Annotated in this window: 10 protein-coding genes; 5 read left to right on the top strand and 5 right to left on the bottom strand. The window is 71.1% G+C overall.

Translation table 11 applies throughout. The annotated features are described in order from the left end of the window. Positions 1-7: 7 nt before the first annotated feature. Entirely contained in the window at positions 8-643 is a 636-nt protein-coding gene (locus ASG94_RS10575) for an ABC transporter ATP-binding protein (RefSeq protein WP_162260804.1), read from the bottom strand. Then, entirely contained in the window at positions 640-1,539 is a 900-nt protein-coding gene (locus ASG94_RS10570) for an ABC transporter ATP-binding protein (protein ID WP_235537231.1), read from the bottom strand. Before ASG94_RS10570 ends, ASG94_RS10575 begins: the two co-directional genes overlap by 4 nt. Before the next feature lie 82 nt (positions 1,540-1,621). Here ASG94_RS10570 and ASG94_RS10565 point away from each other — a divergent pair, with 82 nt between their 5' ends. The 3 genes from ASG94_RS10565 to ASG94_RS10555 all read left to right on the top strand — a co-directional run bounded on the left by ASG94_RS10565 (position 1,622) and on the right by ASG94_RS10555 (position 4,564). Then, on the top strand, positions 1,622-2,287 hold the full coding sequence (locus ASG94_RS10565; RefSeq protein WP_056926444.1) for a response regulator transcription factor: 666 nt from the start codon (positions 1,622-1,624) through the stop codon (positions 2,285-2,287). An 81-nt stretch (positions 2,288-2,368) separates the two neighbouring features. Beyond that, the gene (locus ASG94_RS10560) at positions 2,369-3,889 is read left to right on the top strand and encodes an SDR family NAD(P)-dependent oxidoreductase (protein ID WP_056926443.1); all 1,521 of its coding nucleotides are present in this window, start codon (positions 2,369-2,371) and stop codon (positions 3,887-3,889) included. 36 nt (positions 3,890-3,925) lie between these two features. Beyond that, positions 3,926-4,564, top strand: a complete 639-nt coding sequence (locus ASG94_RS10555; protein WP_056926442.1) for a hypothetical protein — start codon at positions 3,926-3,928, stop codon at positions 4,562-4,564. A 15-nt stretch (positions 4,565-4,579) separates the two neighbouring features. Here ASG94_RS10555 and ASG94_RS10550 read toward each other — a convergent pair whose 3' ends face one another. The 3 genes from ASG94_RS10550 to ASG94_RS10540 all read right to left on the bottom strand — a co-directional run bounded on the left by ASG94_RS10550 (position 4,580) and on the right by ASG94_RS10540 (position 8,783). After that, entirely contained in the window at positions 4,580-5,848 is a 1,269-nt protein-coding gene (locus ASG94_RS10550) for an HNH endonuclease signature motif containing protein (protein ID WP_056926441.1), read from the bottom strand. A 301-nt stretch (positions 5,849-6,149) separates the two neighbouring features. Beyond that, on the bottom strand, positions 6,150-7,094 hold the full coding sequence (locus ASG94_RS10545; protein ID WP_056926440.1) for a cupredoxin domain-containing protein: 945 nt from the start codon (positions 7,092-7,094) through the stop codon (positions 6,150-6,152). Positions 7,095-7,208: 114 nt separating this feature from the next. Beyond that, positions 7,209-8,783: a CHAP domain-containing protein gene (locus ASG94_RS10540; protein WP_056926439.1), complete on the bottom strand. Its 1,575-nt coding sequence runs from the start codon at positions 8,781-8,783 to the stop codon at positions 7,209-7,211. A gap of 332 nt (positions 8,784-9,115) precedes the next feature. Here ASG94_RS10540 and lon point away from each other — a divergent pair, with 332 nt between their 5' ends. Both lon and ASG94_RS21695 read left to right on the top strand, forming a co-directional pair. Next, positions 9,116-11,458 carry an endopeptidase La gene (gene lon / locus ASG94_RS10535; RefSeq protein WP_056926438.1) on the top strand — a complete coding sequence of 781 codons (2,343 nt, stop codon included), beginning with the start codon at positions 9,116-9,118 and terminating at the stop codon, positions 11,456-11,458. A gap of 211 nt (positions 11,459-11,669) precedes the next feature. Further along, on the top strand, positions 11,670-12,587 hold the full coding sequence (locus ASG94_RS21695) for a DUF6910 family protein (protein WP_056926437.1): 918 nt from the start codon (positions 11,670-11,672) through the stop codon (positions 12,585-12,587). The last annotated feature ends 217 nt before the right edge of the window (positions 12,588-12,804 follow it).

The raw sequence follows: 12,804 nt of genomic DNA, 5'->3' as shown, positions 1-12,804 counted from the left end.
GGTCCGGTCACACCAGCTGGCCCTCGTCGAGCGCGAAGTGCACGTCGCAGGCCTCGACGACCGCGGGGTCGTGCGTGGCGACGACGACGACGGCGCCGCGCGCCGCCTCCTCGCGCAGCTCGGCCAGGACGACGCCGCGGTTGCCCTCGTCGAGCTCGGAGGTCGGCTCGTCCGCGAGCAGCACACCGGCGCCGACCACGAAGCCACGGGCGCAGGCCACGCGCTGCATCTGGCCGCCCGACAGCTCCTCGACCTGGCGCTCGCCGAGGTCGGCGATGCCGAAGCGCGCCAGCGCCGCCTCGGCGTGCTCGTCGGCGTCGGCCGGGGCCGTGCCGCGGGCGCGCAGGGCGATGGAGACGTTCTCGCGGGCCGACAGGATCGGTACCAGGCCGTAGACCTGCAGGACGAAGGCGACCTCCGGACGCGGGTCGCCGGTGCCCGTCCACGTCGGCGACCCGGCGTACGACGCCGTCCCCGACGTGGGCGGGAGCAGCCCGCCCGCGATGGAGAGCAGGGTGGTCTTGCCCGAGCCGCTCGGCCCGGACAGGGCGGTGACCCGGCCGGCCGGGAAGGTCAGCGAGACGTCGTCGAGCAGCGTCCGACCGGCCACGTAGGTCACGTGGTCGAGGGTGAGGTCCTTCACGCGGGGGCTCCCTCTGCGCTGGAACGGGTGACGACCAGGCGCCCGGACTCGTCCTCCTCGAAGCGGACCAGCGTGCCGGGGGGCCACTCGGCGGCCACGTGGGCCGGCAGGTGCAGGACGCCGTCCTCGCCGACCACGGCGTACTCGGAGCCCTCGCGGCCCTCGGCGCCGACGCGGCCGCCCTTCATGGTCACCGTGCGCGGGAAGGTCGCGGCCACCTCGGGCTGGTGGGTGACCACCACGATCGTGGTGCCGAAGTCGTCGCCGAGGGAGTGGATGAGGTGCAGGACGTGGTCGCGGTCCTCGTGGCTGAGCTGGCTGGTGGGCTCGTCGGCGAGCAGCAGCCGCGGTGAGGTGGCCACCGAGCAGGCGAGGGCGAGGCGCTGGCGCTGGCCGCCGGACATCGTCGACACGACCTGGTCGGCCTGCTCCTCGAGGCCGACCCGGCCGAGCAGCTCGGTGTCGAGCATGGCGTCACGGCGCTCGGCGCCGCTCAGCGAGAGCCGAGCGAAGGCGATGTTCTGGCGGGCGGTGGCGTAGGGCAGCAGGTTGCGGGTGGCGCCCTGGAGCATGGTGCTGACGCTGCGCGAGCGGATCCGGGCGAGGTAGCGCTCGCCCATCCGGGAGATCTCCTCGTCGCCGAGGAAGATCCGTCCGGCGCTGGGCTTCTGGATGCCGCCGAGCAGGGTCAGCAGCGTCGACTTCCCGGACCCGCTGGGACCGAGGAACGCGACCCGCTCACCGGGGGCGATGGCGAGGTCGACGCCGCGCAGCGCGACCACGTCGTGGCCGCCGAAGGTGCGGTAGAGGTGGACCACCCCCTCGCAGCGGACACCGAGCCCGCCCACGGGTGGTACGGCGGCACTCATCGGCGTCGCGGGTGCACGGTCCTGCACCTGGCCTCCCCCTCGTTTCACGGCACGGTCGATCACGGACCGAATGGAACATACAGTCCGCGCGGCGACGTACCATGCAGCCATGGTGATCCGCGTTGCACTCGTGAACGACGACGAGGTCGTCGTCCGCGGCCTCGACGGCATGCTCCGCAGCTACGGCGACCGCATCGAGGTCGTCGAGCTCGCCGCCCAGAAGAACATCCTCAACGAGGTCGACATCGCCCTCTACGACACGTTCGGCATGGGTCAGGGCAACGGGCCCGGCATCGCCCGCCTGCTCAACAACCCGCGCGTCGGCAAGGTCGTCGTCTACACGTGGAACTTCCAGCCGTGGCTGGCCCGCGAGACCATGGAGCAGGGCGTCTCGGGCTACCTCTCCAAGAGCCTCACCGCCTCCCAGCTCGTCGAGGCCCTCCAGGCCATCCACTCGGGCCGGGTCATCGTGTCGCCGGCCCCCAAGGGCAACCGCCTCGTCGGCGGCGACTGGCCGGGTCGCGAGGAGGGCCTCACCGCCCGCGAGGCCGAGGTGCTCTCGCTCATCACGATGGGCCTGAGCAACCTCGAGATCGCCGAGCGCACCGCCCTGTCGGTCAACTCCATCAAGTCCTACATCCGGTCCTGCTACCGCAAGATCGACGTCGACAGCCGCTCCAAGGCCGTCCTGTGGGGCGTCGCGCACGGTCTGCGCGCCGACCGGGTGCGGCTCACCAGCTCGACCCAGGACACCGCGGGCGAGCGCACCGCCTGACCGCCGCCCCCGGCCTCGTACGCCGGGACCAGCGGCCTCGGGGAATCCTCCGGGCCCGGCCCCCCGCCGTACCATCCTCCGGTGACTGATCAGCCCGGCCTCGACCTCGCCAGCGGCACCGGCATCGACCCGGACGACCTCGCGACCACGCTCCGCGTGCTCCAGCAGGTGCACCACCTGCCCGGCGACCACCCCGACCACGTGCGGGTCAAGCGGGCGGCGTCGGGGATGTACAAGTCGATCAAGGCCGAGCGCAAGCTCCGCAAGCGCGCCGAGGAGCTGGCCCACGACCGCGCGGTCACCGAGCTGACCGCGACCGGGTCGCCGGTGCGCATCGACGACGAGACGTCCGGCATCCCGCTCGTCTCGACGGCCCCCGGCGCCTTCGCCGGCGAGCTGATCAACCCGCGCGGCTGCTACATCTGCAAGCAGGACTTCACCCTGGTCGACGCGTTCTACCACTGGCTGTGCCCCACGTGTGCGGCCCACAGCCACGCCAAGCGCGACCAGCGGACCGACCTCACGGGCAAGCGGGCGCTGCTCACCGGCGGTCGCGCCAAGATCGGCATGTACATCGCGCTGCGGCTGCTGCGCGACGGGGCGCACACCACGATCACGACGCGGTTCCCCAAGGACGCCGTGCGCCGCTTCTCCTCCCTGCCCGACAGCGGCGACTGGATCCACCGGCTCAAGGTGGTCGGCATCGACCTGCGCGACCCCACCCAGGTCATCTCGCTGGCCGACGACGTGGCGGCCGCGGGTCCCCTCGACATCATCGTCAACAACGCCTGCCAGACGGTGCGTCGTACGCCGGGGGCCTACGCGCCGCTGGTGGAGGCCGAGCACGCGCCGCTCCCCGAGGACCGGGTGCTGCCCGAGATGGTGACCTTCGACCACATCAGCGAGGCCCACCCGGCGGCGATCGCCGGCGCGCTCTCCGACACCGCGGTCGCCCACCACGAGGGCGAGTCGCTGGCCTCGGCCCGCGCCGCCCACAACGCCGCGTCCCTCACCGCCCTGTCGCTCTCGGCCGGGCACGCCTCGCTCGACGCGCACCTCGCCGGCACCGCCGTCGACGCGGGCGGGCTGCTGCCGGACGTGCAGACCAACAACTCGTGGACCCAGACCGTGAGCGAGGTCGACCCGCTCGAGCTCCTCGAGGTACAGCTGTGCAACTCGATCGCGCCGTTCCTGCTGGTCTCCCGCCTGCGTCCCGCCCTCGCGGCCGCGGCATCCGCGGCCAGGTCCCAGCGGGCGTACGTCGTCAACGTGTCGGCGATGGAGGGGCAGTTCTCCCGCCGCTACAAGGGGGCGGGCCACCCGCACACCAACATGGCTAAGGCGGCGCTCAACATGCTGACGCGCACGTCGGCCGGCGAGATGTTCGAGACCGACCGGATCCTGATGACCGCCGTGGACACCGGCTGGATCACCGACGAGCGCCCGCACCACGACAAGCTGCGGATCGCCGCCGAGGGCTGGCACGCCCCGCTCGACCTGGTCGACGGCGCGGCCCGGGTCTACGACCCGATCGTGCTCGGCGAGGCCGGCGAGGACCTCTACGGCTGCTTCGTCAAGGACTACAAGCCCTCGCCCTGGTGAGTCGACGGGGCGGCCCGGCTGGTTGACTCATCGCCCATGAGCACTCTCGAGACCGCCGAGGAGTTCCACGCCCGCGTCGCCGCCGCGACCGACGACGAGGGCCGGCTGCCGGTCGCGATCGAGCTGATGCCGGGCTGGGACATCTTCCCCTTCGAGCTCGACACGCTGCGGATCAAGCCGCTCGAGCCGATGCTCGACGAGGAGCCGCCCCGGCGCGGGGACGACCTCGCCGACTGCCCCTGCCAGCAGCCTCCCTCGCCCGAGCAGGAGGCGCAGGTGGCCTGGAGCAACGAGCGGTGGCGGCTCAAGGTGCTCGACATGCGCCTGCCGCTGGCCCTCATCCTCCAGCCGCGTGCGCACCACGACCTCGCCGACCTCCCCGACGACCTGGCCTCGGAGATGGGCCGGCTGACGGTCGCGATCACCGCCGCGGTCGAGGAGCTCCCGAGCGTGGGCCGGTGCCACGTGGGTCGCTACGGCGACGGCAGCGCCCACCTGCACCCCTTCTTCTTCGGCCGTCCCGCGCGGATGCCGCAGCTGCGCGGCTCGACGCTGCTGGACTGGGAGGAGAACCTCCCCGAGGTCCCCGAGGGCGTACGCCGGGCCAACGCGTCGTACGTCGCCGCCCGCCTCGTCGAGCGGCTCGGGGGCGACGGCCCCGCCTGGGAGGCCTGAGCGGGCGCGCCCGTCCTACGTGCGCCGGTGGAACCGGAGATCTCCGCTGGGGAGGCGGTCGTGGCGGTAGCCGGTGTCGTGGACGCGGTGGTGGTGGTGGCCGCAGAGCAGGACGCCGTCGGCCACGTCGGTCCTCCCGCCCCGGGACCAGGGCTCGAGATGGTGCGCGTCGCACCAGGTGCCCGGGACGTCGCATCCTTCGGCCCGGCAGGTCCTGTCCCGGATCAGAAGCGCCTTGCGCTGCCCGGGTGAGAAGAGGCGTCGACTGCGACCGAGGTCGAGCGGGACGCTGTCACCACCGAGGACGGCGGGGACGATGTGTGCCGTGCAGGCGAGTCGTCGGGCCTGGGCTGCCGTGATGAGTTCGCCGGTGAGCTCGTCGCCCGGGACGAGTCCGGCGCCGACCAGCTCGGCCGTGGCAAGCTCGGCCCTGAGGGAGTCGAGCGGGATCGTGACGATGACCGTGGTGGCATCGCCGCCGTGCAACGGGAGACGGGTGGCATCGAGGGACTCGAGAAGGGCGCAGAAGGCTTCGCCCAGGCGGCGCGGGTAGGGCAGCCGCGCGAAGGGGTCGTCAGACTGCCCGTCCTCGTCGTCGGCGGGGCGCTTGCGCGGGTTGGCGTGTGCCTCGAGGTAGGTCGCGAGCCGGGTCGCCGCGGCGTCCGGGAGACGGCCGGAGACTCGGGTGGTGCCGTCGCCGAGGCGGCGCATCGTCAGCCGGGTCCTGGTGGCGGCATTGGCCTCGAGCTCGGCCAGGCGGCGTGCCTCGGCCTCCTCCGCGATCTCCGGTGCCACGACCAGGAGGATGTGGCGCCCGAGCCGGGCGAGCTCCCGGGGGCCGAAGTCACGCGCCTGGGCGACCAGGTGCGCCTCTGCGTGTGCCACCACCTCCGCATCCACGCTGGCGGGGAGCGCGACGAGCGCGCGGTGGATGACCTGCGCCTGGACGAGGGTGACGTCGCCCTCGCGCATCGCCGCGGCGAGGATCGGGTGGTGTCGGTCCAGCGCCACGGCGAGGGACAGGTCGGCCCGCGCATCGGCGACCCGCGTGCGGGTCATCCTCGCGAGCCATCCGGCCACGTCCTTGGCGGCGATCACGGCAGCGAGGTCATCGGCGTCGGCCATGATGCGCAGGCGGAGCTCGGCCAGCTGGGCCTCGGCCTGCGCCAGCTCGGTCAGCGCCGCCGCCTTGTCGTCGGTCGCCATGAACGTCGGGTTCACGTCGGCCACCGTCTTCAGGGAGGCGCGCACGTCGCCGACGACAGCAACGATCGGGTGTGTCATGGACGGCCTCCTCCCGACGACGGCTCGTCACGCGCACGCGTGACTCACAACGGTCGTCGCTCCTGGAGGCCCGGATCCCGGACTATCACTCACCCTCGCAACTCGCCCCACCAGCTCGGCATCTCGACTGCCCGGTGACTTCGTGGAACGTACGTCCATCCTACCCACGACGCGATCTATTCGCAAGGCTGTTCGACATCAGGATACACCGATGGGCAGATCACCGCTCGCTCGTCGCGACCAGACGAGAGGCTCGTCCCGACCGCTGGTCGGAACGAGCCCTTCGACGTCCGAGTGCGCGCTACTGCACCACCACCTGACCGACCATGCCCATGCCGGCATGGAGGAGGCAGACGAACGGGTAGGTGCCCGCCTTCGTGAACTTCACCGTGAACGTGCTCGGCGGCGGCCCGAATCCCGGCGGAAGGATCACCCCCGAGCTCAGGGCGCCCCCCTGGAAGTTCTTCGGGTCACCGGTGGGCGCGAGCGGGTTGGCCGGGGGTGGCCCGAACGTGATCGTGTGCGGGACCGGGAACGCGTTCCTCGCCATGTCGAAGGTGACGCTGTCACCGACCTTCACCACGATGTTGCCGGGGATGAACCGGTTGACCATCACCGTCATGTCCGCGGCCCCGACGTACACGTGGTGGGAGTCCGCGGCACCGAGCGCGTCGGCCCACAGGTCGAGGCCGTGCTCGATGTCGGCATTCGACGCCTCGGTGGCCATCGCGTTGTAGTCGGCCTGCGTGTGCGGATAGGGAGTGCCCGCCTTGCGGACCTTGACGACCCCGGACATGGCCTTGCCGTGGAGGTAGCACAGGTAGGGGTACTTGCCCGGTTTCTTGAACGTCAGGTCGTACGTCCTGACCGCGTCCGGGAAGAGGGCGTCGGGTTCCGGAGCCATGATCCCGGAGCTGCGGAACTGCCCCGGCTTGGAGATCGTGTGCTTCGACGTCTGCGCCGTCATGTAGGTGATCGCGAGGTCGAACGGGACCGCCGGGTGCTCGGCGTCGATGAACGAGACGGTGTGCGGCTCCATCGACTTGGCGACCCAGCGCACCGTGTCGCCGGCGTTGACCCAGATCTTCTTGGGGCCGTAGGCCATCGTCTGTACGGCGCCGGAGCTCGACTCCGCGCCGACCATGACCTTCCAGGTCCTGGCCTTGGTGGTGGATGCGGCGTGGGCGTTGCTCGTCAGCAGCACAGGCATGGCGACGAGCAACAGGGCGAACACCGCGAGGAACACCGAGGATCTCCTCGGCCGATCCGATGTCGGGGGCATGCTCATGCTCCCTCCTTCGCAGTTGGGAATCTCCCCAGTCTCCTCAGGGCTCAGGACCGCGACAATCGTCCATCGCGACTAGCGGCGCCGCGGCACCGTGACCTTCGAGCGCGCGACAGCGGGTCGCACGACATCGGTCCCCGCGTAGCGCACCACCACGGGCTTCACGCCCGGACGGAGGTCGCGTACGACGGCTCGCGCCCGCCCGCCGACGAGCTGGACCTCGACCGAGCGGTTTCCCACGCTGACCGTCATCGCTCCGTCCGGCCTCGAGGCCCCGGGAGCGCGGACACGGACGTCCACGACGACGCGTCTCCGCGTGGCATCGGTGCGCACTGTGACCTCGGGAACGGTGGTCACCGGGGCCACGGCGACCGTCTCCGTGGTGCTGCGGTAGTAGCGCCGGGCCAGGGTGACCTGCACGGACAGTGCGCGGCCGATGTCCCCCCTGCGGACCGTGTAGGTGGGATGCGTGGCCTTGAAGATGGGCCGGCCGTCGCGGAGCCAGGCGTAGGTGGCCGAGGCGTCAGTGGGCCGGACGCTCCCGGCCCGGACGGCGAGTCGGCTCCCCACCCGGGGCGTGCCCTCCACGCGGGACGGGCTGGTGACGGCGACGGGCTTGGCGAGGACGGGGGTGGTCTCCGGCGCGGTCGAGATCGACTTCCGGTAGCCGCTCGCGGTGGCACTCGTGCGTGCGCTGATGCGTCGGTCGATGAGGGCCCGGCTGAGGACGAGGGACGCCCCGGTGGCTCCGGGAAGAGCCTCCCCGTCGGCGTACCACTGCGTCGTGACCTTCGCGGGCTGCGGTGACCACGACGACGTCGTGAGGGTCAACGTCTGACCCACCTCCGGAACGCCCTGGATCGTCGGCAGCTCCGTGGGCTGGAACGCTCCGGGTGCGACGGGGGCGGTGGCCAGACTGGCTCGACCGGCGGTGTAGCCGTCCAGCTCGGCCGTGACCTCGGCAGTCAGGGCCTTGCCCTTCAGGTCGGGCGTGGGGACGTAGCTGGTCGCGGTGGCACCGGGGATGGCGACGCCGTCGGCAAGCCACCGCACGGTGACGCTGGTGGGCGTGGGTGTCCACGCGCCTGCCGCCACCTCCAGCGGAGCGCCGACCGCCGGCGTCCCGACGATGGCAGGAGCCGTCGTCGGCTCGACCACGCGGTCGTTGAAGTGGATGAACCCCGTCGGCCAGCCCCCGCCGGACTGGGTGACGTGCCGCCAGTGGAAGTCGCCGCCCCAGTAGTCCTCGGAGACGATGATCTCGGTGGCGGAGATGACCTGCTCCACGATGGCGACGTGGCCGTTCGCACCTGCCGGACTCGCGTGCGGCTCGTACCAGGCGACGGATCCGACGGTGGGGGTCTGGTCGGTGATGCTCCCCATGGCCACACCCCAGTTCGAGGCGTTGCCGCTGCCGTCCCAGGGCCGGACGTTCGGCATGCCCGACTGGATCAGCCGGTAGGCCACGTAGTTGGTGCAGTTGTGCCCGGTGTACATGCGCCAGTAGGCGGTGGACGACGCCTGGCGGTAGCCGGCGTTCCCGTATCCGGCCGCCTGGCAGCCGGCGTACCCGGAGCACAGGTAGGTCGACGTGGCCAGGCTGACCCGGTCGACGGTGGTCGGGACGACGAGCACGAGGAGTGCCAGCATGCCGGTGAACAGCGTGGTCGCACGCCGGGTACGTCGTACGGCGCACTGGAGCGCTCCCAGTGCCCCGCGGGGGCGCTGTGACGGGTGTGACTCCTGAGGCTGTTGTGGCACAACGAGTGATCGTATGGGCCTTTAGTCAAGCCCGCCACGCCGATGAGTGAAGATCAATCGTGTAATTCACATGGTCCGCGCGGGTGCGACGTCGCACGTGCGCGAAGCGGAACCCATCCGAGCACGACATCACCGCCCACGGGGGCTGGACCGCCGTGTTCGCCCTGGACGAACAGCGGTCTTCTGCGGAACACGACCCTGATCCGTGGAGTTGAGCCCACATGACTCAAGTCTCCGAAAGCAACGGCACCGCGTCCGAGGCCCGTCTCCCCGTCCTGTTCGTGTCCGACCTCGTCGTGCTGCCGGGCATGGTGGTGCCCCTCGAGCTCGACGAGTCCTCCCAGGCCGCCATCGACGTCGCCCGCGCCAGCAGCGACGGACGCCTCCTCATCGCGCCGCGACTCGAGGACCGCTACGCGTCGTATGGCGTGATCGCGTCCGTCGAGCGGGTGGGCCGCTTCAGCGGGGGCAGCCCGGCGGCCGTGCTCAAGGCCGAGCGTCGGGGTCGGATCGGCACCGGCGTCACAGGGCCGGGTGCGGCCCTGTGGGTGGAGGTCGAGCCGGTCGATGACCATGTCACCGAGCGGGCCGGTGAGCTCGCCGAGGAGTACAAGAGACTGGTCGTCGCGGTGCTCCAGCGGCGGGAGGCTTGGCAGGTCATCGACTCGGTCCACCAGATGACCGACCCGAGCGCTATCGCCGACGCTGCCGGCTATGCGCCGTACCTGTCCGTCGACCGCAAGTGGGAACTGCTGGAGAACCCCGACGTCGAGTCGCGACTGGAGGTTCTGATCGGCTGGACGCGTGATCACCTCGCCGAGGCCGAGCTCACCGACAAGATCGGTGAGGACGTCCGCGAGGGCATGGAGAAGAGCCAGCGGGAGTTCCTGCTCCGCCAGCAGCTCGCCGCCATCCGGAAGGAACTGGGAGAGGGCGAGCCGGAGGGGGCCGACGACTACCGCGGCCGCGTCGAGGCGGCCGACGTCCCGGACGGCGTGCGCGAGGCGCTGCTGCGTGAGGTAGACAAGCTGGAACGCTCGAGTGACCAGAGCCCGGAGACCGCGTGGATCCGGACATGGCTCGACACCGTGCTCGAGCTGCCCTGGAGCGTCACGACCGAGGACTCCACCGACGTCGTCGCGGCCCGTGCCGTGCTCGACGCCGACCACCACGGCCTCGACGAGGTCAAGGAGCGCATCACCGAGTACCTCGCCGTCCGTAGCCGACGCGCCGAGCGCGGGCTGCACGTCGTCGGCGGTCGGGGCTCCGGCGCGGTGATCCTGCTCGCGGGTCCGCCAGGAGTCGGGAAGACCTCGCTGGGTGAGTCGGTGGCGCGCACGCTCGGTCGCAAGTTCGTCCGTGTCGCGCTGGGCGGCGTGCGGGACGAGGCAGAGATCCGGGGCCACCGCCGGACCTACGTCGGTGCGCTGCCGGGCCGGATCGTGCGGGCGATCAAGGAGGCCGGTTCGATGAACCCGGTCGTCCTGCTCGACGAGGTCGACAAGGTCGGGGCCGACCACCGCGGCGACCCGGCGGCGGCGCTTCTCGAGGTGCTCGACCCTGCACAGAACCACACGTTCCGCGACCACTACCTCGAGCTCGACCTGGACCTGTCCGACGTGCTGTTCATCGCCACCGCCAACGTGATCGAGCAGATCCCGCAAGCACTGTTGGACCGGATGGAGCTGGTCACGCTCGACGGCTACACCGAGGACGACAAGGTCGCCATCGCGCGCGACTACCTCCTACCCCGACAGCTCGAGCTGGCAGCGCTGAGCACCGACGAGGTCACCGTCTCCGACGCCGCGCTGCGCGAGATCGCCGCCAACTACACCCGCGAGGCCGGCGTACGGCAGATGGAGCGGTTCCTCGCGAAGGCGCTGCGAAAGGCGGCGATCCGTCTCGCGACCGGCGCCGAACACGTCGACGTCGACCAGGCCGACCTCAAGGACCTGGTCGGGCGACCGCGGTTCACCCCAGAAGCGCACGAACGTACGTCGGTGCCCGGCGTTGCGACGGGTCTCGCCGTGACCGGGCTCGGCGGTGACGTGCTCTTCATCGAGGCGTCCGCGCACGAGGGCCCGGCCGGCCTCACCCTGACCGGCCAGCTCGGCGACGTGATGAAGGAGTCGGCGCAGATCGCGCTGACCTTCGTCCGATCCCACGCGGCCGAGCTCGGCGTCGACCCGGCGTTCTTCGACCGGTCCATCCACGTGCACGTGCCGGCCGGGGCGACCCCCAAGGACGGCCCGTCCGCGGGTATCACCATGGTCACCGCCCTCACCTCGCTCGCGACAGGTCGACCAGTGCGGTCCGACGTCGGCATGACTGGCGAGGTCACCCTCAACGGCCGCGTGCTACCGATCGGCGGGCTCAAGCAGAAGCTGCTCGCCGCCCAGCGCAACGGGCTGACCGAGGTGTTCGTCCCGCTACGGAACGAGGCCGACCTGGACGACGTGCCCGCCGAGGTCCTCGAGACGCTGACCGTGCATGTGGTCGGTGACGTCGCTGACGTAGTTCGGCGCGCGCTTTCCACCGAGACCACAGCCAACGCCGTCGCCTGACCCGGCGGTCGGGAGTGCCGCACGGTTGGGAGCAATGCAGGTTTGTAGCTGTAGGAGTTCTTGAGAGTCACTGGCTCCCGCGGGGTGAGCGGCGACGAGCGCCGCCGGGGTGCCTACGGCTGGCCGCTCGAGGTTCACCGGGTCGAGCAAGTGGCCAGGTGGACCAAGCCTGCACCCGGGTGAACGACGATGCGTCTGGGAGCATCTCGTCATGGACGTCGAGATGCTCCATGCTGAACGGCTCAGGTTCCGCGACGGCGCCCCCGTGCGAGCGGCCTCCGCGGTCGTCCCATTTGGGGACGGTCACCTGGTGGTGTCGGACGACGCCACCCGTGCGGCCTGGTTCCGTGGAGGGACGCCGACGCGCGTACGGCTCCTCCCGCCCGTCGAGGGCCATGACGTCTTCGACGAGGCCTCCGGGACCAAGCACCTCAAACCGGACCTCGAGACCGCCTGCCAGGTCGAGGTCGGTGGGGCGGCAGCGGTGCTCGTGATGGGCTCCGGGTCCTCCCCGGCCCGGATGAAGTGGTGCCTGCTTCGGCTCGAGGACGGCCGGCCGAGAGCCGTGGTCGCCGAGATGGCACAGGTGTACGCCGCCGCCGCGGCCGCCCTGGCCCTTGACCTCGAGCTCCTCAACCTCGAGGGCGCCTGCATCGTCGGGAACACCCTGCGCTGGTTCCACCGCGGGCTCCCCTCGGCCGGGCTGCCCTCGGGAAGCATCGACATCGACGTATCCACCGCAGTAGCTGCCATCCTGGGAAACCTCGACGCATCACAAGTGACGGCCACCCGACCCGTGCACTACGACCTCGGCGCCGTGGACGGCGTCGGCCTGGCCATCACCGACGTTGTCGCGCTTCCCGGGGGCGACCAGATCGCCAGTGCCGCAGCCGAAGACAGCCCCGACCCGCGCGACGACGGGCCGGTGGTGGCCTCGGCCCTGGCACGTATCCGAGGGGACCATGTCCAAGAAGTCGTCCCCCTGCCCAGACTCGCCGGCAGCGTCATCAAGGTCGAGGGACTGATGGTGCTGGATACCGACGAAAGGCACACGACCCTGTTCGCCGTGACCGATGTCGACGACCCAGACGCAGCGTCCTGGGCGACCCGGCTCCACGTCAGGCACTGACCCGGGGGCCTCCCCAGAACCACGGTCCAGGGCAACCCATCGCTTGAAGCGCAGGGGCAAGCACACGCTCCTTGGCACGAGCGGATGTTTCGAGCCAGGCCGACAGGCGGCGGAATGGCTGTGAGGATCGCCAACGCAGCCTGATGGTGCTGGGCTGTGGTTGGTGAGCGCGGGTGTGACCCCCGGAATGACTGGCTTCGTGCCTTGTTGCGACCTG

It is taken from the genome of Nocardioides sp. Soil805 (assembly GCF_001429625.1).
Lineage (GTDB): Bacteria > Actinomycetota > Actinomycetes > Propionibacteriales > Nocardioidaceae > Nocardioides.
This window is presented reverse-complemented; position numbering and strand designations above follow the sequence as displayed.

Coding starts and splice junctions, on each gene's coding strand:
- ASG94_RS10565 (WP_056926444.1), top strand. CDS start 1,622: ATGGTGATCCGCGTTGCACTCGTGAACGACGACGAGGTCGTCGTCCGC.
- ASG94_RS10555 (WP_056926442.1), top strand. CDS start 3,926: ATGAGCACTCTCGAGACCGCCGAGGAGTTCCACGCCCGCGTCGCCGCC.
- ASG94_RS10550 (WP_056926441.1), bottom strand. CDS start 5,848: ATGACACACCCGATCGTTGCTGTCGTCGGCGACGTGCGCGCCTCCCTG.
- ASG94_RS10540 (WP_056926439.1), bottom strand. CDS start 8,783: ATGCTGGCACTCCTCGTGCTCGTCGTCCCGACCACCGTCGACCGGGTC.
- lon (WP_056926438.1), top strand. CDS start 9,116: ATGACTCAAGTCTCCGAAAGCAACGGCACCGCGTCCGAGGCCCGTCTC.
- ASG94_RS21695 (WP_056926437.1), top strand. CDS start 11,670: ATGGACGTCGAGATGCTCCATGCTGAACGGCTCAGGTTCCGCGACGGC.